The following is an 18,062-nucleotide window of genomic DNA, read 5'->3' on the forward strand; positions in this document are numbered from 1 at the left end:
GTATGTTAATTCCAATCTAAGAAAAGGTGTGGTGTTTTATGTCGGGAGTAGGTATCAACTAATTTAGTTGAATAAGGTATTTAATCACTGATATGTCAGTGGATTAAGTATGCCTTTTTTCACAGTGCAATACTGCATTGTGAATACCTACCTTAAGACTGCTTCCTTTTCCATAAATCGTGTAACATGCAGGTGTTACGACGAAAAGCATGGTGGGATTTGTCCTATCATGCTTTTTTGTGTACGCAGGTCTATTCGAGCTGCCCAATTTGTTATCGATTTTAGGTACTTATCTATAGATAAGGCCGATGCCCGCAGGAGCTTTCTACTCAAATGGCTTGTTCATTTGTAAAGGTAGGGGGACCATTGCGGGCATTTTTTGGATTCGGGAATTTTAATCACTCACTCATTCAAGGAGGATCATTAGATGAATACAATGACTTATGAAAAATTACAATATATCCAACTCAAGGAAATGGTGAAAAACCATTGCGTAAGCGGTTTGGGAAAGGCATTATTGGATCAGCTTAAGCCGAGCAGCACTTTGAAAGTCGTTAAAAATCGTTTGAACGAGACCACGGAGGCTAGGAACTTACTGAATGCGGAAAGCCATATTCCCTTGAAAGGCATTTCACATATTGGCCTCCATATCGACAAACTGGAAAAAGGGATGATTTTGGAGCCGGCAGAGTTAGTGGCGATAGCAGACTTCTTAAGAGGCTGCAGGAATATCAAGAAATTCATGACCGATAAAGAGTTCTTTGCACCAACACTGCATTCCTACGCCCGCTCCATGACTGAATTCAGGAGCATTGAAGAAGAAATCCAATTCACCATCAAAGGAAATGCTGTTGTTTCCGAAGCAAGCAAGGACCTGAAACGGATTAGGAACCAAATCATCAAGACAGAAAGTAAAATCGAGGAACGGCTGAATAAGTTCTTGAAGAGCGGAGCCAATAAAGAGTTCATTCAGGAATTTTTCATCAGTAAAAAGGATGATCGCTACACCATCCCGATCAAAGCCTCCTATAAAAATCAAGTGGCCGGAACGATCGTGGAAGTATCCGCAAAAGGGGCTACCGTGTTCATTGAACCTGCCTCGGTAACGAAATTGAATGTAGAATTGGCCAGTTTTAAAGCGGAGGAATCGATGGAAGAGTATCAACTTTTGGCCACATTATCCGGAACGGTTTTCGAACAGCTGAAACCGATCAAGATAAACATCGAGTTAATCAGTCAATATGACATGATCTTCGCAAAAGCCAAGTTCAGTAAAAGCATGGATGCCATCGAACCGAAAATCAATGATCATGGTTATATAAAATTAAAAGGCTGTAAACATCCCCTTTTGCCGCAAGACAGCGTACCTTTGGATTTTGAAATCGGTAAGGACTATCGCAGCTTGATCATTACAGGCCCTAATGCCGGGGGTAAAACGGTCGTCCTGAAAACGATCGGGATCCTTACATTGGCCGTCATGTCAGGGCTGCATATTGCCGGGAAAGAGGGGACGGAGCTAGCCGTCTTCGATCAGGTATTCGTCGATATCGGTGATAATCAAAGCATTGAAAATGCACTGAGCACGTTTTCATCGCATATGAAAAACATCTCGGAAATCATGGGGGCATTAACCAATAACTCTTTGCTGCTGTTCGATGAAATCGGAAGCGGAACGGAACCGAATGAAGGAGCCGCATTGGCGATTGCCATCCTTGAGGAATTTTATCAGAGGGGCTGCATAACCGTTGCGACGACCCATTATGGTGAAATCAAGCGCTATTCGGAAATACACAGTGATTTCATGAATGCGGCCATGCAATTCAATAGTGAAACACTTGAGCCAAAGTATAAGCTGTTGATCGGTCAATCCGGGGAAAGCAATGCCCTCTGGATAGCCCAAAAAATGAATGTCCGTGACAAGGTTCTGCAAAAGGCAAAGCTCTATATCGACAATAAAGACTACGACCTGGAGCGTGTCCAGGAAGGAAATATCAAAAAAGCGAAGGTAGCGGCGATTCCAAAGGAAGCATCGTATGAATATGAAGTCGGTGACAAGGTGAAGGTAAGCGAACTGAATGGATATGCGATCGTTTATAAGAAAAAGGATTCATACAATAATGTCACCGTTCTTTTCGAAGATACCTTCAAGGAGGTTCATGCCAATAAGCTCGAGCTTGAAATAAAGGCCGTCGATTTATATCCTGAAGGCTATGATCTCAATTCTTTATTTGTCAGCTACAAAGAAAGGAAAATGAACCGCGACCTTGAAAGGGGATCAAAAAAGGCGTTAAAGAATGTTGCAGCGGATATACGGAAGAAACTTGGTGAATAGTACGATCATCCAATATGCAAAAAAGCCTCTCTAAAAGGCTTCGGTTTGTAAAAAAAAGGGATTCTGTCTAAACTTTAAAACAAAGTAGATTGGAACGTGAGACTCCTGCGGGAAAAGCGCGTCCAGGGGAGACACCGCAGGCGCAAAAGCGCCGAGGAGGCTTCCCGGACCGCCCGCGGAAAGCGAGTGTGCCCTACGTTCCAATCAACGTTCAAATTGTCTACAGTCTGAAGCCTCTCTAAATGAAAGGCTTTTTTGCGTTGTATCGCCAAAAGTCTATTTTATTTAATTCTTTTACTTCTATCATGATATAGATTAATTAATTCTGCATTTTGCTCATTCATTTTTTTCACATTCTTATTAATCGTGGCCAATTCCCAAAGTACAGCCAATCCAAAGATTAGCATAAGCGTTAATAAATCCATTGTTGCCCTCCTATTGATGTTTTGTACCTTTAATTAAATGACTTTTTTCAATTTCCTTGGATTCAATTTCTCAACTTGGGAAGGCAAGTTTTTCCTTTGATAATAATTGTTTTGAATCAAAGCATATATCACTAAAAAAGTTCCCAGTAATTCGAATGATGATAGTGATTTTCCTTGGATAAAAACGATGACCAACGTGGTTATTGGAACTAAATTGATGAATAGGATTCCGTTGATCGGCGTTAAAAGTTTAATGCCTAAATTCCAGCTTAAAAGGGCAATGGCACCGGGGAAAATAATCATGAAAATCATTTCGCCATAAATGGATTGCATAACCTCTGCTGTTGGGACAGACAGGCCCATTGCAGTTGCGAGGAATGTTATGATTGCTGATACGGCAGTTCCTAAGATGCACGTTAAAGTCGAATAGCGAAGTGTTGACCATCCATTAAATTGGTTGCCGCCCATCGTATATATAACCCATCCTATAACCCCGATGAGAATGAAAAGGATAGGGATGAGGCTATCTTTCAATAAAAATAAGAATGATATATTGCCATTGGTAATGACAAGAATGGCCCCTATCAAGGCAATGAACATGCTGGCAATGGTATATTTCATGGGCCTGGCATTTTTGAAAACCCACAGAATTAAAATTGAAATCATGGGCATTAATGATTCCATGATGGAAGCGACAATTACCCCGTTATGTCCCAGTAAGTCTTGACCTGCGAAAATGAGAAAGTTGTATACAGTAAACGCCATCGTTCCAAAAAACAATAATTTCTTTCCTTTCCCTTCCAGGCTAAAAGACTTCTCCCCCTCTTTAATTAAAAGCAATATCCCTAAAATTACGCTAACAGCTAAATATCGCAAAAAAGAGAAATAAAAAGGATCAATATACATTAAGGCCCTTTCTGCAACTGGAAACATCGCTCCCCAAGAAATGCTGGCTGTCAAACATAAAAGTGCACCGATTAAAACTTGATTTTTTTTCATAAAGCTTCCCCTCAAAAAATAATGATTGATTAATTTCCTATACACACCTTATGATAAAGTCGTTATCATGTAAAATGACTTAAAATGAATATAATCATCATTATTAATGATAGTTGAGAAAGGGGGGGAACTTTTATGGAAATGCGGGATTTGCAAATATTCCAGTGTGTCGCCAAATATGGCAGTATAAGTAAGGCGGCTGTTGAGTTGAATTACGTCCAATCCAATGTAACGGCGAGGATTAAGCATTTAGAGCAGGAGTTACGGACGCCATTATTCAATAGGCATAAACGTGGTATGTCATTAACTGCAGAGGCCCGAAAAATGCTGGAGTATGTAAACAAAATTTTGCTTGATATGGAAGAACTCAAGCAAGTATTCCTGGATAGTGAAACACCTACAGGGATATTGAACATCGGTACAGTTGAAACGGTCAGTGATCTTCCAAAGATTCTAGCCTCTTATCATAACAGTATCCGAATGTCGATTTATCCATAAAGGCGGGGTTAACAGAAGACTTAATTAAAGATGTCATTGAACATAGGCTGGATGGAGCCTTTGTTACAGGACCGATTAAACATCCGCTCATTCAGCCATATGATGTGTGTACAGAAAAACTTGTATTAGTTACAAGAAATGAAACATTTGATCTTGAAGAAATTATAACGGAACCATTTTTAGTATTCAGTCAGGGCTGTGGCTATCGCTCTAAAATGGAACAATGGCTGAAAGAAGAAGAAGTGATGCCCAAAAGGATCATGGAGTTCAATGTATTGGAAACGATCTTAACCAGCGTATCGCTCGGTCTTGGCATTACCCTCGTACCACAATCAGCAGTAAATCACCTTTCAGCCACTGAAAAAGTGCACGTGCACGCAATTCCGGAAGAATACGGAAATATATCGACTGTCTTCATTCACCGTAAAGATGCTTATATGACAAACTCCATGCGAAGCTTCTTGCAAACGATTGAAGCTCATCATGACAATCGATTTAAGCAAAATCCTGGAACCACTCATGAGCTAATATGAAGGAAGGGGGGCAACATATTCTTTACATAGAATGATGAAGGATCGCTGAAACCGATTATTAGGCTGCGAAACTATTAGGGGTGGCGAAAACGGATGGATGAAAAAGATTGTTTAATTTTGCAATATATATATAAAGACCAGAATCTTACAAAAGCCGCAGAGCGACTATACATGACCCAACCCGCATTAACGTACCGCGTAAGACAAATTGAAAAGGAATTCCAGACTGAAATACTAGCTAAAAATGGGAAAAATATAAAAATGACTCCTGCTGGAGAATATTTGGTAAGCTATGCAAAAAAAATGCTCATAGATTTACGTCAAACAAAAGAGTATTTATTGAGTATGGGAAGTGAAACGAAGGGGAGTTTGAAATTAGGTATAAGCAGCCATTTCGGACTTTATAACCTGCCTTCCATTTTGGAAGAGTACATGGTTAATTGTCCTATGGTCCATTTAAATGTTGATACGGGCTTCAGTACGGAAATGATGGAATTGCTTATGCAAGGTGAGATTGATGTTGCGATTGTAAAAGGCGATTATGAGTGGTTCGATGAAAAGTTTCTTCTTGAGGAAGAAAATATATGCATCATTTCAAAAGATGAGATACCTGTTGATAGCCTTCCAGATTTTCCGATGATTAATCGTAAAGAACCGAATGTTTTGCTGCAATATAGAAATATATCGCAAATTCCCTCTGAAAAAAGTATTGATCATTGGTGGAATGAAAGGTTTACATCTCCTCCTCTGGTAATGATGCAAGTGGACAGCTATGAGACATGCAGGGAAATGGTAAAAAGAGGGCTAGGGTATGCCATTATTCCTCGTGTTTTTTTGCAAAAAAGTGATGATTTGTTTTCCCATGATTTGATCTTAAAAAATGGAGAAGAGATAAAAAGAAGAACATGGATGTTATACCGGCAATCATCTTTACAATTAGCCAGTGTTTCCAAGTTTGTGAGTGAAATTAAAAAGCTATATTGCTAAAGGAGATATTGATTCTACGCCAGTTTGAAGGCTATAAGAAGAGAGGTAAAACAAAATAGACCCCTAGAAGCTTAAAGGAGCCAATTTAACCATAGGTGAATCTAACGATAACTTGGAAAAGCATTTGTGAATTATTTAGACAAAAAGCCAACGAATTCGTTGGCTTTTTGTCTGTGCGATCATTTCAATTATCATACATTCAAATTAGAGAAAAAAATACCCTTCTTAAACTAAACTGGTAGTTTAGCTAAAGAAAAATTGTATTACTTTTCATCAATTAGGAAAAGATATAAATAATAGCAAGAAGGAGGGAACAGAGATGGAAGTAAATATGAGTGTTGAAGAAGTCGTGAATCAAATTTCTGAATTAGTAGAAAAAGAAGGGAAGCCACCTCGAAAGAAAGAGGTAAAGAAGACAGATCCGGAGTTAATGAAAAATGCATTGTATTATTTTCCTAGTTGGGATACTGCAGTAGAACATAGCATTGGATCTTAACCATAAACGATACATAAACATTTATTTTTAAATTAGTATATATAAGGAAAGGGAAGTTATGAAGGCCGCCAATTGGCGGCCTTTTGAACGTGTGATTCCTTACATTATCATACATTCAAATTGGTTTTAAAAAGTACTCCTTATTCAAACTATCTATCAATTAGGATTTCTTGTCTCAATTAGGGAAGATTATTTCCGGCAAGCCCGTATTAATGTCGATGGCTTACGGATGCGTGAAGCGTTAACTGGTGAAAACGATGTATTAGAACAATTTTTTGATGTTGAACATGTTTACTGGAAGGCGTCTTTGTTATAGAAAAAAGGGATATTAAATAATGCCTTATTGTGAAATGATACTTATTAACTTAATAAGTAGTTTTTCCTTGAAATTAGTAACTGAATCAATTTCATAATATAAAAAATAAAGCCAAATGCACAATTTCTTATATATTTTCTCGGAAAGAGTGGAGAGTATCGATCTTTTTTAAGTCTATAAAGTCTGATACTAGCAAAGAAGCATAGTGTAACTTTTTTACATATGGGACCGTATAATAATTTGTTAAAACACATGAAAAGAGGGTTCCAATGAAAAAGATATTGTTGATTTTGGCAGCCGTTATTTTGGTAACAGGACTTAGTGCTTGTAAAGGAGTCCAGGAGGAAAATAAGGAATCTCCACCAATTTCAGAAAAGCCAAATGATAATCCTAAGCAAACCGACGGTCAAGATGAAGATCCTCCAGGTGAATCGGTCGATGATCTGACAAAAGATCGGCCAAATACGAAAACGGATATGATCATATTAGAAGGTATGGAAGAATCATTCCAATTCAAGCTTCATCATAGTCAGGCATTGGGATTCTCAACCTACATCGTGGATGACATGGTCGTTGAAGAGGCTAGTTCTGGTGAAGGAGATGCAATGATTGTTTTTGCAAATTTTGCAGGCAAGAGAAATGAGGATGCCAAAGTTCAGATATTTTCCAAAAGTGAGGGTACGAGTGCGACAATAGAAGAACAGGCGGAGTTTGCGAGGGAAGTTGTGATAAGCAACGACTTTGAGATTAAACAGCGATCTGATAATACGCCTAACCGATTTGATTGGTCTGAGGCCGAATTTGACATTAGCCGGAAGGGCAGTAATTATTCAATATTGGGTACAGTGTCGGTTTTTCAACATGGCGACCGCGTTTACTATGCGATAGTTCAATACCCGGAGGATTATGAAGAAGGCTTCTTACCGCGGGTTGTAAAAATGTTTGATGATATCGTATGGTATGAAGCACCTTAAATGAGTATCCGAAATTGGGTACACCATTTTAACAGAGAATGGTAATATATTTGTCCAAAAAGGGGGGCATTCAAAAAACTTTGATAGCAGCCTTTTTTCTTTCTTTTGATTAATTAATTGAGCCCCAATTAACTCTAATTTCAACTCTAATTCAGTCTTAGCCTAATTTCTCAGAATTTTAGTGAGAAATTAGGCTTTTTTACCTTTCATTATCCTTAATGTTGTAAATCCGCATTTTCCTAACTTTACTCCATATAAAACAGTAAAAAATCATTGATTATAACTAATTCTTGTTTTGAAACTATGGGGATCCCCATAGAGTTAATCCCGTTAAAGCTCCATGCTGGTTCAAAAAATGAGACCACGCATAACCCCTTTTTGCATTCGGAAATTTCAGTGATTTTATAAATATTCATAGTAGTTACTATATTAAACTATAAAAAAATTTTTTAGTTTCATAAAAAAACCTTAATTTTACTTATCATTAAAGTGAACGTAATATTTAAAAAGAAACATTTAATTTTCAGAATTTTATGGAGGTTGTATATTTATGTCAATACATGTTGCGGAAGGAAAGAAATCGATTCAAATGGCAGTTGATGCCCGTGATGCTCAATTACGTGAGCTTGCATTGAACATTCATGCTCATCCAGAACTTAGTTTCCATGAATATAAGGCAGTGAAATGGTTGATGGAGCCTTTAAAGAAGGCCGGCTTCTCGATAGAAAAAGGGGTCGCAAATTTAGAAACTTCATTCAGGGCAACATGGGAGGGGGATCACGGTGGTCCAACGATTGCCATTTTAGCTGAATATGATGCACTGGCAGGACTAGGCCATGGATGTGGCCATAATATTATTGGAACATCAGCCATTGGAGCCGCATTGGCACTGAAAGATGCTCATCCTGACCTTCCGGGGAAAATCGTCGTATTGGGGACCCCTGCGGAAGAGGAAGGCGGAGGGAAAATTTTGATGGTCGAGGATGGCATTTTCGATCATGTGGATGTAGCCATGATGTGTCATCCGCAAAAACAGTCCATGGTACTGCGTGGTGGATTAGCGTGTGTGGATGCATCTTTTAGGTTTTATGGAAAAGCATCACATGCGTCTTCTGCTCCCGAAAAAGGAATTAGTGCTCTTGATGCAGTCATTAATACTTTTGTTGCCATCAATTCTTTACGTCAGTTTTTTAAAGATGATGTGAGAATCCATGGAATCATAACAAAGGGCGGGGATGCAACAAATGTAGTTCCTGCATACTGCGAGGCAGAATTTTTACTGAGGGCAAGCACTGTGGAAGAGTTAAATGTTGTACGTGAGAAAGTATATGCTGCAGCTCGTCATGCCACAAAAGCCTTAGGTGCCAGGATCGAGATAACCGAAGGCCTGATATATGCTGAACGAAATAATAATATAGCATTAGCCGCCTTATTTAAAGATAATCTAGAGATGTTAGGGGAGGTTGTATGTGACCCGCCTGCTAAAGGAGGAATCGGTTCATCGGATATTGGTAATGTTGGACAAGTAACTGCAACGATTCATCCGTACATCAAAATAACGGATGACGCAATTACCCATACTCCAGAGTTTGTACAAGCTGCAGCTTCAGAGAGGGGAATGATTGGATTAAATAAAGCAGCAAAGGCTTTAGCGATGACTGCATACGAAGTATGTATGAACCCTCAGCTTCTTCAAGAAATTCGTGAAGAATTCGAAGGGTGGAAAGCTAATAAATCATGTAAATGAAGATAAGGGAAGATTCCGTTTTGCGGGGGATCCAGGTGAAAATAATGTAAAAGGTGGTACGAAAAATGAGTAAAGTGAGTGCAGAAAAAATAAAGAGTGAACCCCCATTCAAAAAAAGTATAATAAAAATGCCACACACATTTGTAATTATTATTTGTATGGTCCTATTTGCAGCTGCATTAAGCTATTTAGTGCCCGCAGGTGAGTTTGACAGAGTGGAAGATGAAAAAACCGGTAATACGGTAGTAGTAGAAAACTCTTATCATTCTGTAGAGAACAACCCCATTGGTATATTCGAGGTTCCTTTAGCAATTGTTCATGGCCTTATAGATGCAAGTGACACAGTTTTCTTTATTTTCATTGTCGGTGGAGTATTTCAAATCATTAATTCCACAGGTACGATTGAAGCCGTGGCTGCAAGGGTTGGAAAGACTTTCATGAACCAAGGGATCGTCATCATTCCCATTTTTTTAACTCTATTTTCAATCGGCGGATTCACGATTGGAATGTCAGCAGAAGTCATGGCATTTGTACCCATTGGCATTGCAATTGCGAGGTCATTAGGCTATGATGCTTTGACTGGAACTGCCATGGTGACGCTCGGCGCAGCTGTCGGCTTTACAGCAGGACTCCTTAATCCTTTCAATGTAGGGATCGCTCAAGCCATTGCTGAAGTTCCGATGTTTTCCGGTATGTGGCTACGTGGAATCATTTTGGCGGTTTTACTGATTATCACGAGCATTTATATCATTAGATATGCAAAAAAAGTGAAAAAAAATCCACATGACGGTCTTGTGTATGACTTGGAAAAAGAAGAAAAGCATGGGAATTTAGATATATCCTCTTTATCCTCCATGAAGCCTAGACATTACTTAACGATTATTGTCGTGTTGATAGGATTTAGCTTCTTGATTTGGGGTGTTTCCGAAAAAGGCTGGTGGATGGAAGAATTAGCTGCATTTTTCTTGTCATTAGGTGTTGTTGTTGGGTTTTTATCTAAATATGGTCCAAGCAAAATTGCCAGCGAGTTTGTACAAGGGGCAAGGGATATTACATTCGGTGCTTTTATTGTTGGTCTGGCAAAAGGTGTAGTCGTAGTGTTAGAGCAAGGACATGTTATCGATTCAGTTGTAAATGGACTTGCAGCAACAGTAGGCCATTTGCCTAGTTCGATCCAAGTTCTTGGCATGTATGTATTTCAGACCATCATGAATGTATTCATCACTTCAGGAACGGGTATGGCAGCAACGACCATGCCGATTTTGACACCGCTTTCCGACCTGATCGGTGTTACAAGGCAAACGACCATCCTTACTTATCAGTTGGGAGATGGTCTATCAAACTGCATTCTCCCTACCTCTGCCATGCTTATGGGAAGCTTGGCAGTCTCTAAAATCAAATATCAAGAATGGGTGAAATTCTTCTGGCCCTTGTTATTGATCTGGATTGTAATAGGTGCTGTTTTTATATTAATAGCGGATTTCATCAGATACTAAACCTTAAAAAGAACGAATGGCTCTTTGGCTGCTCTGAGTTTGTAGACAAAAGGGGTTCTACCTAAAGTTTAAAAAAAGTTGATTGGAGCGGGTGTTCGAAACTCCTGCGGGAAAAGAGTGTCCAAGGGAGACACCACAGGCGCAAAGAGCGCCGAGGAGGCTCCCGGACCGACCGCGGAAAGCGAGTGCCCTACGTTCCAATCAACGTTCACTACTGTAGGCAATATCAATAATAATCGAATTTGTCTACAGTCTGGAGCAGCTCTTTGGCTGCTCTTTTTTTATGTTGTTTGAATTACTGCTTTAAACCAGGTGAAGAAGGATAAATGATTGGTTTAGAGAATAGTTATGGGAAAGGTCATACGTTCTCGAAAAAACGAATTTGATAGAAAATGGGTGAAATAAGTGGAGTTGGATACATTATATAAGACATATCAACCTTTTCTTTTTTCCATCGCATACCGGATGCTTGGATCGGTTACCGACGCAGAAGATATCGTTCATGATTTATTCCTGCAGCTTAAGCTTGATACCGAACAAATTAAGGACATGAAAGCATATCTTGCGAAAATGACGACAAATCGCTGTCTGAACTTTTTAAATTCAGCCCGTAAGAGAAGAGAGGTTTACACGGGACCTTGGCTGCCTGAACCTCGGGTAAACGGAACAAAGCAGCCTTTAGATAAGGTCGTAACGGATGAAACGGTTGCTTATGCCTTCCTCGTTTTGCTGGAACAGCTGTCACCTGTTGAAAGAGCGGTGTTCGTGCTCAGAGAAGCATTCACTTACAGCTATGAAGATATTGCCGAGATGCTGGAAAAGAATGAAGTGAACTGCAGAAAGATCTACAGCCGGGCTAAGCGTAAATTACAGAATGATATGCCAGTCCATCCGGAGGATACGAAACATGTCGATCTTTTGGCAAAAAAATTCATAAAAGCATCTGCGACAGGAAATTTTGAGGAGTTTCTGGATCTTCTTACAGAAGATGTTGTACTTGTTACTGACGGCGGAGGAAAAGTGCTTTCTGCATTAAATCCGATTGTAAACAAAAAGCGCGTTTCTTCCTTTCTTAAAGGAGTTTCTGCTAAAGGAGGTTTCATGGGGGAACTTCTTCCGGTGATGGTCAATGGTCAGGAAGGAATCTTGCAAATGAAGGACGGGCAGCCGATCAAAGTCATCTGCTTTGAATTGGATTCAAAACAAAAAAATATCCGCAAAATCTTCATTGTTTCCAACCCCGATAAATTAAATCATATTCCTGTTCCTTAATAGGGTAGACCGAGGGCTCTTAACGGGCTCTCTTTTTTGTATGTCACAAATCAAACCCCTATTTTGTCTTATAAGTGTAACCTAAAAAGATTTAATGGAGGAGATAGACATGGAACAACGCATTAACTACATGAAGACAAATCGGGAAGTGGTCAAATTAATGATGGAATTGGAGGAATACAAGAAAACAACGGGAATCGATAGCAAGTTAATCGAATTGATTAAAATTCGTGCGTCTCAAATCAACGGCTGTGCGTACTGTTTGGATATGCACACAAAGGATGCCCGGGCAATGGGTGAAACGGAACAAAGAATTTACTGCTTGAGTGCTTGGCGTGAATCACCATTCTATCTTGAGTCGGAAAGGGCGGCGCTGGAATTGACGGAAGCGGTCACGGCCATATCTGTTAACGGTGTGCCTGATGATCTGTATGAGCGGGTCCGCCTTCATTTTGATGAAAAACAATATATCGATCTCGTTACCATCATCATCACGATCAACGGCTGGAACCGATTGGCCATTTCAGCCAAAAGTATCCCCGGGCACTATAAGCCTGTAATGCAAAAATGATTGTGTTATTAAAATCCCTTGTATGCAACACAAATTAGCATATAATTGGATGACCCATTCGCAAAGCGATTTGGTTCCAGTTTTTACCCATATATGTTGATTTAACGGGATTCATATTTAAAATCAGCATTAGGTTTTAGCAAACTTCTGCGAAACAAATAATGGATTTGATGGTGAAGTATCATTTGATTCAGTAAATAAAAAACAATAAAAAGCCACGTTTTTGTATAAATCGTGGCTTTTTATAATCATTTTTCTTTTTTATAAAAGCGTTCACCCGTATCTGGATTATAATACACCCTTGTTTTTTCTCCAGTCACAGGGTCTATATTTATTTCATCTGTCGATTGAAATCCATCAGGAACTTTTACACCGTGATTACGTTTAAACCGTTTATCATAAATAAAGTATCCAAGTAAAATGCATAAGATAACTATAACAATTTGTAATATATAGTACCCTATGATGAATTTCATTATATTGCCTCCACAATAACGGCGGTTCCATATGCAACAATTTCACTCATATTTTTACCGATTTCCCCAGAATCATATCTCATCATTACAATTGCGTTTGCTCCCATTTGATTGGCATTCTTTATCATACGGTCCATAGCTTCTTTTCTTGAATCTTCAAGCATAGCTGTATATTGCTTGATTTCTCCACCTACTAAGGATTTTAACCCTGCCATGATATCGCCGCCGATCCCTCTGCTTCTTACAATCAGACCAAAGGCGGGTCCTTTTACTTCTACAATTTTGTAACCTTCAATTTTTTCTGTGGTAACTACCAATACATTAATCGCCTCCATCTTATTATTTTATTTAAATGGATATATTTTCATCCAAGGTGAGAACATAACCATAACATTCATGTTACCTGCTATATGTCCAGCTGGCTGTTGAAGCAGCGATTCGAGATTTGTAAAGCAAAGGTTCGCAATTTAGGCACCATAACAGAATCCTTTCAAAAAGAAGTCGAGGAGTAAAGATCAATGGGGCAATCATTGGCACAGTGTTTACTGGAGCAATTATTTCATTTTTTGAAATACCTCAACTTATTAAAAATAAATGCTGGAGGAAATCTCCGTTTATATTCTATAGCTTTTAGTTGGCATGACGTTGAGTATTTTATTAATCAAAAATGTTGTCATCCCTAATCCCTTAGACTGGATAACAAAAATTTATGATCCCTTCGCATCTTTTCATGGAACGGATTCTGTCTTAGGGGGTATTTATGCTCGAGAAAGGAAAAATTAGCTCTGGGGAATTCCTTATATTGGTCATCATATTTACGATAGGAGGTTCGATACTTAATGTACCTGCTATTCTTGTCAAGATAGCAAAGCAGGATGCCTGGATTTCCTATGTAACTAACTACTCTCATCAGTTTGTGTTTTATTTTCTTATATAATAAATTAGCATCTATTTATCCTTCAAAGACCTATGTCGAAGTTAATGAAAAAATATTGGGTAAATGGGTTGGGAAAATTTCAGCACTGCTCTTTCTTTTTTATATTTTGTACCTTTTGTCTGCTTTATTATATGAAATTGGGAGTTTTTCAACGACACAAATTTTGGTTGGAACACCTATCGAAATGATTATGGTACGGTTAGGATTGGAAGTCATCAGCCGAACTGCATTAATCTTTTTTCCTTGGATAATATTCATGCTTTTCATGTTATTTTCACTTCTTATCTCTGATATCAAATTAGAACATATACAACCTATTTTTGAAGTGGCATGAAACCAATTATTAAGGGCTCATATCACACTTTAGCGCTCCCGTATGTACAGCTCGTTTTCTTTTTGATGATCATGCCATTTGTAAATGAAAAAGATGAAATGAAAAAAACTTTTATCGAGGAACATTATAAGGAGGCATCGTTCTATTCTTAGTGATCATTTTCAGTATCCTCGTATTGGGTACTCATATTACCGCACTACAAAACTATCCTTCTTATAGATTGGGAAAGGTGTAGTGTTGGTGATTTTTTGGAACGTATTGAAATCATTGTAGCCTTCATTTGGATTCTTTCCGTTTATTTCAAGCTAACGATTGGTTATTATGGACTCTCTCTGGGGTTAGCTCAAGTATTTGGATTAAAAAATCACAAAACTCTTCACTTCCCATTAGCATTTTTAATTCTTGCCTTCTCCATCATTACACATCCAGATACAGTACATAGTCAAAACTTTACTGCAAAAGCGTGGACGCCATTTTCCATAACCATTTGTTTTCTTCTCCCGGTGTTATTGTTAGTGATAGGAATATTGAAAAAAAGCGTTCCATTTCAAAGACTGCCAAAGGATAATGAAAAATAATTCAATTACTACCTTTGGTCCCCAACAACTGCTGGGGTGGTTGGCTTTCATCTGTCAGGATCTTCTATGACGAAAAACTTGTTAAATGTCTGCCTGAGGATGGTGACACCATGTCAGATTCTTCTATGAACGACTCAGATAAAATGATTTCCTCCTATTGAAAAAGCCTTGGTATCTATTGGCTTTTTTTAGAATGGATCATACCGGGATTGAGCCCACCCACAGCATTCCATTGTTCCCTACGCCCATCTAATAGTCTGCAGCTTCTAGCTTTTTCTTCAAGATATATTGAAGAGAGGTATCTGAAGGCGTATGTCCCAAATGTGACATATTTGTTTCCATGTTCTTGATTAGCGTCCCTAGGATTATCAGTGTTAATCGTAAAAACAAAATTCGACAAGGATTTCATGGCTGGTGTAAGATGAATGAAAAAGCCAGAAATGGGGTGAATGCTTTGATTGATTTATTACCGTCGCTGTTTGAAAAAGTGGGGATCATCGTAATTGCTGCATTCCTGCTTTCTTATATGAAACCCTTTCGGCAAATGATAGGCCATGAACATGAAATGTCAAAGAAAATCATGTTTATCGCACTCTTTGGAACGTTCGGCATCATAAGTAACTATACAGGAATCGAAATCGGGAATCATGCCATGCCAGAGGGTGATTGGCATGCAGAGATTGCTCCCGAAAATGCGATTGCCAATACACGGATCATGGGCGTAGCTATCGGCGGTCTGCTGGGGGGACCATTTGTTGGGTTAGGAGTAGGTATAATTGCGGGGCTTCACCGTTATTTTCTCGGGGGTTTTACGGCGGGTGCTTGTGCAATCGCCGCGATTTTGGCTGGGTTCTTATCGGGGTTTTTGGGGAAAAGGCGCCGAAAGCATGGGACGATCACCCCTTGGTTTGCCCTTCCCATTTGCATGACCTTGGAAGCGATCCAAATGGGCATCATCCTGGTGACGGCCAAACCATTTGAAAGGTCGTGGGAGCTCGTACAAGTAATCGGACTTCCCATGATCATCATCAACGGTTTCGGGACTTTACTATTCATGCTCATCATTCAGTCGATCACGAGGGACGAAGCACGGACGCGGGCGGTACAAACCAATCTTGCGTTCCTGATTGCGGATCAGACCTTGCCCTTTTTCCGGCAAGGTCTGAATCAAACTTCATGCAAGAGAATCGCCCAAATCATCTTGGGGCTGACTGAAGCCGACGCCGTGGCCATTACCAATGAACATAGTGTACTTGCCCATGTGGGTGCTGCGTCAGATCACCATGTCCCTAAGGTGGGAATAGCGACAGGCTTAACGAAAAAAGCACTAGAACAAGGAAAAATCATCGTGGCCAAAACAAAAAAGGATATTTATTGTTTTCATGATCAATGCCCATTGCAAGCGGCCGTAGTCCTGCCGTTGCAGGTCCAACAGAAAACGGTAGGGACTTTGAAGATGTATTTCAAGCATCCGGATAAATTAAGCCAAGTGGAACAAGAGTTAGCTGAAGGATTGGCGAAACTATTTTCCACTCAATTGGAACTCGCTAAAGCGGAAATGCAAACGAAATTATTGAAAGATGCTGAAATTAAGGCCCTACAAGCACAGGTCCATCCTCATTTTTTATTCAATGCAATCAATACGATATCCGTTTTATGCCGGACGGATGTCGAGAAGGCAAGAAATTTATTGCAGGAGCTCAGTGCCTTCTTTCGCTCAAATTTACAAGGGGCCCGACAAATACTGGTGCCGCTAGAAAAGGAATTGGAGCATGTCAACGCTTATTTATCACTGGAGCAGGCCCGTTTTCCAGATAAATATCATATCGACTATCGCATTGAGCCAAGGCTTAAGGAAGTTCTCATCCCTCCATTCACGTTGCAGCCACTTGTTGAGAATGCGGTACACCATGCATTTCCACATGTTAAAAGCAAAGGCGAAATCATCATTCACGCATACTTTAAAGACGATACGATGCGCATTGTTGTAGAAGATAACGGAAATGGGATTTCAAGCGGGAGAATAGATGAATTGGGTAAGCATGCTGTAGAATCGATTAAAGGTACAGGAACGGCCCTTCATAATATCAGTGAACGGCTGGAAGGGATCTATAAAGGCCAGGCCAGCCTCTCGATAGAAAGTGAAACGGGGCACGGAACAAAAGTGAAAATATCAATACCACTCAGCGAAAAAGGAGCATATGTCAACGATGTTGAAAGCATTTATCGTAGAGGATGAACCACTGGCAAGAGATGAATTGAAATATCTACTGAAGAGAAGCAGGCAAGTTGAAGTCGTGGGTGAGGCCGAGGGGATAGAAGATGCCATGAGGGATATCTCCCGTCTTAAGCCTGAACTTGTCTTTTTGGACATTGAGCTTGCAGAGGGCAATGGTTTACATTTGGCTAAGCAATTGGCGGAACTTGACCCGGCACCTTCGCTCATTTTTGCGACCGCCTATGATGAGTTTGCCCTCCAAGCCTTCGAATTATATGCATTTGATTATCTATTAAAGCCATTTAATGAAAACAGGATTCGTCAAACATTGGATAAACTCATGAAGCAGCGTCAAATTGGGGAAGACGAATCGAGGACAGCACCTCCCGCCAGCCGAACGGCGGTGGAACAGACAGGTAAATTGCCTGTAGTGATAGATGATCGGATCGTTCTGATCGAACGGGACACTATTTTATTCATCGGTCTCATGGAAGGAAAGACGATCATTAAAACCGAAGAAAATGAATATAAAATCGGTGACCCTCTCATCGTGCTTGAAAGGAAGCTCGATAAGCGCTCATTTTTACGGGTGCATCGCGGTTTTATCGTGAATGTCATCCATATATCCGAAATACAGCCTTGGTTCAACTCGACTTATAACCTCATTATGACTGACGGATCAAACATTCCGGTAAGCCGCACGTATGTGAAGGAGCTAAAGCAGCTTATCGGTTTTTAAAAATTTTCATAATTCTGCATTTTATCTTCTTCATAATGCAGTCCATCCCCCGATATCTGCATTATAGCTTGAAAACCCATTAAAGCCGCTTTCATTGTGATATCATCATTTTACGATGTAAGAAATAGAGGGGG

15 protein-coding genes and 2 pseudogenes are annotated in these 18,062 nt (G+C 39.6%); 13 read left to right on the forward strand and 4 right to left on the reverse strand.

What is annotated here, in order from left to right; genetic code table 11:
- The first annotated feature begins 427 nt into the window (after positions 1 to 427).
- Positions 428 to 2,332 carry an endonuclease MutS2 gene (locus tag QFZ73_RS16195; protein WP_307268099.1) on the forward strand — a complete coding sequence of 635 codons (1,905 nt, stop codon included), beginning with the start codon at positions 428 to 430 and terminating at the stop codon, positions 2,330 to 2,332.
- A gap of 281 nt (positions 2,333 to 2,613) precedes the next feature.
- On the opposite strand, the gene QFZ73_RS16200 is transcribed toward QFZ73_RS16195, so the two are convergent.
- Together QFZ73_RS16200 and QFZ73_RS16205 are read right to left on the reverse strand one after the other, a co-directional pair.
- A complete protein-coding gene (locus tag QFZ73_RS16200) occupies positions 2,614 to 2,757 on the reverse strand; it encodes a hypothetical protein (RefSeq protein WP_185152122.1) in 144 nt (47 codons plus the stop codon).
- A 33-nt stretch (positions 2,758 to 2,790) separates the two neighbouring features.
- Positions 2,791 to 3,756: a DMT family transporter gene (locus QFZ73_RS16205; RefSeq protein WP_307268104.1), complete on the reverse strand. Its 966-nt coding sequence runs from the start codon at positions 3,754 to 3,756 to the stop codon at positions 2,791 to 2,793.
- A gap of 135 nt (positions 3,757 to 3,891) precedes the next feature.
- Between QFZ73_RS16205 and QFZ73_RS16210 the strand changes: the two are divergent.
- The 8 genes and pseudogenes from QFZ73_RS16210 (at position 3,892) to QFZ73_RS16245 (ending at position 12,646) form a co-directional block, all read left to right on the forward strand.
- Positions 3,892 to 4,787, forward strand: a pseudogene (locus QFZ73_RS16210) (LysR family transcriptional regulator).
- 93 nt (positions 4,788 to 4,880) lie between these two features.
- Positions 4,881 to 5,774: a LysR family transcriptional regulator gene (locus tag QFZ73_RS16215; protein ID WP_307268107.1), complete on the forward strand. Its 894-nt coding sequence runs from the start codon at positions 4,881 to 4,883 to the stop codon at positions 5,772 to 5,774.
- Between the two features lie 319 nt (positions 5,775 to 6,093).
- Complete coding sequence (locus QFZ73_RS16220; protein ID WP_307268111.1) at positions 6,094 to 6,270, forward strand: hypothetical protein; 177 nt, start codon at positions 6,094 to 6,096, stop codon at positions 6,268 to 6,270.
- Positions 6,271 to 6,855: 585 nt separating this feature from the next.
- Positions 6,856 to 7,560 carry an LptM family lipoprotein gene (locus tag QFZ73_RS16225; RefSeq protein WP_307268113.1) on the forward strand — a complete coding sequence of 235 codons (705 nt, stop codon included), beginning with the start codon at positions 6,856 to 6,858 and terminating at the stop codon, positions 7,558 to 7,560.
- Between the two features lie 550 nt (positions 7,561 to 8,110).
- Positions 8,111 to 9,307 carry a M20 family metallopeptidase gene (locus tag QFZ73_RS16230; RefSeq protein ID WP_307268117.1) on the forward strand — a complete coding sequence of 399 codons (1,197 nt, stop codon included), beginning with the start codon at positions 8,111 to 8,113 and terminating at the stop codon, positions 9,305 to 9,307.
- 65 nt (positions 9,308 to 9,372) lie between these two features.
- On the forward strand, positions 9,373 to 10,803 hold the full coding sequence (locus QFZ73_RS16235) for a YfcC family protein (protein WP_307268120.1): 1,431 nt from the start codon (positions 9,373 to 9,375) through the stop codon (positions 10,801 to 10,803).
- 405 nt (positions 10,804 to 11,208) lie between these two features.
- Positions 11,209 to 12,075 (forward strand): RNA polymerase sigma-70 factor, encoded by an 867-nt coding sequence (locus tag QFZ73_RS16240; protein ID WP_251430353.1) that lies wholly within the window; start codon positions 11,209 to 11,211, stop codon positions 12,073 to 12,075.
- Between the two features lie 109 nt (positions 12,076 to 12,184).
- Positions 12,185 to 12,646: a carboxymuconolactone decarboxylase family protein gene (locus QFZ73_RS16245; RefSeq protein WP_251430240.1), complete on the forward strand. Its 462-nt coding sequence runs from the start codon at positions 12,185 to 12,187 to the stop codon at positions 12,644 to 12,646.
- Positions 12,647 to 12,894: 248 nt separating this feature from the next.
- Here the strand turns inward: QFZ73_RS16245 and QFZ73_RS16250 are convergent, their stop codons facing one another.
- Both QFZ73_RS16250 and QFZ73_RS16255 read right to left on the reverse strand, forming a co-directional pair.
- The gene (locus tag QFZ73_RS16250) at positions 12,895 to 13,122 is read right to left on the reverse strand and encodes a hypothetical protein (RefSeq protein WP_214786810.1); all 228 of its coding nucleotides are present in this window, start codon (positions 13,120 to 13,122) and stop codon (positions 12,895 to 12,897) included.
- The gene (locus QFZ73_RS16255; protein ID WP_307268127.1) at positions 13,122 to 13,457 is read right to left on the reverse strand and encodes a YbjQ family protein; all 336 of its coding nucleotides are present in this window, start codon (positions 13,455 to 13,457) and stop codon (positions 13,122 to 13,124) included. The genes QFZ73_RS16250 and QFZ73_RS16255 overlap by 1 nt, the downstream gene beginning before the upstream one ends.
- Before the next feature lie 425 nt (positions 13,458 to 13,882).
- Between QFZ73_RS16255 and QFZ73_RS16260 the strand changes: the two genes are divergently transcribed.
- From QFZ73_RS16260 to QFZ73_RS16275, 4 genes and pseudogenes are all read left to right on the forward strand, one after another.
- On the forward strand, positions 13,883 to 14,059 hold the full coding sequence (locus QFZ73_RS16260) for a GerAB/ArcD/ProY family transporter (RefSeq protein WP_251430243.1): 177 nt from the start codon (positions 13,883 to 13,885) through the stop codon (positions 14,057 to 14,059).
- Positions 14,037 to 14,971, forward strand: a pseudogene (locus tag QFZ73_RS16265) (GerAB/ArcD/ProY family transporter). The gene QFZ73_RS16260 and the pseudogene QFZ73_RS16265 overlap by 23 nt, the downstream one beginning before the upstream one ends.
- 421 nt (positions 14,972 to 15,392) lie before the next feature.
- Complete coding sequence (locus QFZ73_RS16270) at positions 15,393 to 17,210, forward strand: sensor histidine kinase (protein WP_307268132.1); 1,818 nt, start codon at positions 15,393 to 15,395, stop codon at positions 17,208 to 17,210.
- Entirely contained in the window at positions 17,182 to 17,928 is a 747-nt protein-coding gene (locus QFZ73_RS16275; protein ID WP_307268136.1) for a LytR/AlgR family response regulator transcription factor, read from the forward strand. The genes QFZ73_RS16270 and QFZ73_RS16275 overlap by 29 nt, the downstream gene beginning before the upstream one ends.
- Positions 17,929 to 18,062: the final 134 nt, after the last annotated feature.

It is taken from the genome of Peribacillus sp. V2I11, assembly GCF_030817135.1.
GTDB lineage: Bacteria > Bacillota > Bacilli > Bacillales > DSM-1321 > Peribacillus > Peribacillus simplex.

What these genes read in the sequence shown, in the direction of transcription:
- QFZ73_RS16195 (WP_307268099.1), top strand. Translation starts at nt 428, where the DNA reads ATGAATACAATGACTTATGAAAAATTACAATATATCCAACTCAAGGAA.
- QFZ73_RS16200 (WP_185152122.1), bottom strand. Translation starts at nt 2,757, where the DNA reads ATGGATTTATTAACGCTTATGCTAATCTTTGGATTGGCTGTACTTTGG.
- QFZ73_RS16205 (WP_307268104.1), bottom strand. Translation starts at nt 3,756, where the DNA reads ATGAAAAAAAATCAAGTTTTAATCGGTGCACTTTTATGTTTGACAGCC.
- QFZ73_RS16215 (WP_307268107.1), top strand. Translation starts at nt 4,881, where the DNA reads ATGGATGAAAAAGATTGTTTAATTTTGCAATATATATATAAAGACCAG.
- QFZ73_RS16220 (WP_307268111.1), top strand. Translation starts at nt 6,094, where the DNA reads ATGGAAGTAAATATGAGTGTTGAAGAAGTCGTGAATCAAATTTCTGAA.
- QFZ73_RS16225 (WP_307268113.1), top strand. Translation starts at nt 6,856, where the DNA reads ATGAAAAAGATATTGTTGATTTTGGCAGCCGTTATTTTGGTAACAGGA.
- QFZ73_RS16230 (WP_307268117.1), top strand. Translation starts at nt 8,111, where the DNA reads ATGTCAATACATGTTGCGGAAGGAAAGAAATCGATTCAAATGGCAGTT.
- QFZ73_RS16235 (WP_307268120.1), top strand. Translation starts at nt 9,373, where the DNA reads ATGAGTAAAGTGAGTGCAGAAAAAATAAAGAGTGAACCCCCATTCAAA.
- QFZ73_RS16245 (WP_251430240.1), top strand. Translation starts at nt 12,185, where the DNA reads ATGGAACAACGCATTAACTACATGAAGACAAATCGGGAAGTGGTCAAA.
- QFZ73_RS16250 (WP_214786810.1), bottom strand. Translation starts at nt 13,122, where the DNA reads ATGAAATTCATCATAGGGTACTATATATTACAAATTGTTATAGTTATC.
- QFZ73_RS16255 (WP_307268127.1), bottom strand. Translation starts at nt 13,457, where the DNA reads ATGGAGGCGATTAATGTATTGGTAGTTACCACAGAAAAAATTGAAGGT.
- QFZ73_RS16260 (WP_251430243.1), top strand. Translation starts at nt 13,883, where the DNA reads ATGCTCGAGAAAGGAAAAATTAGCTCTGGGGAATTCCTTATATTGGTC.
- QFZ73_RS16270 (WP_307268132.1), top strand. Translation starts at nt 15,393, where the DNA reads ATGAATGAAAAAGCCAGAAATGGGGTGAATGCTTTGATTGATTTATTA.
- QFZ73_RS16275 (WP_307268136.1), top strand. Translation starts at nt 17,182, where the DNA reads ATGTTGAAAGCATTTATCGTAGAGGATGAACCACTGGCAAGAGATGAA.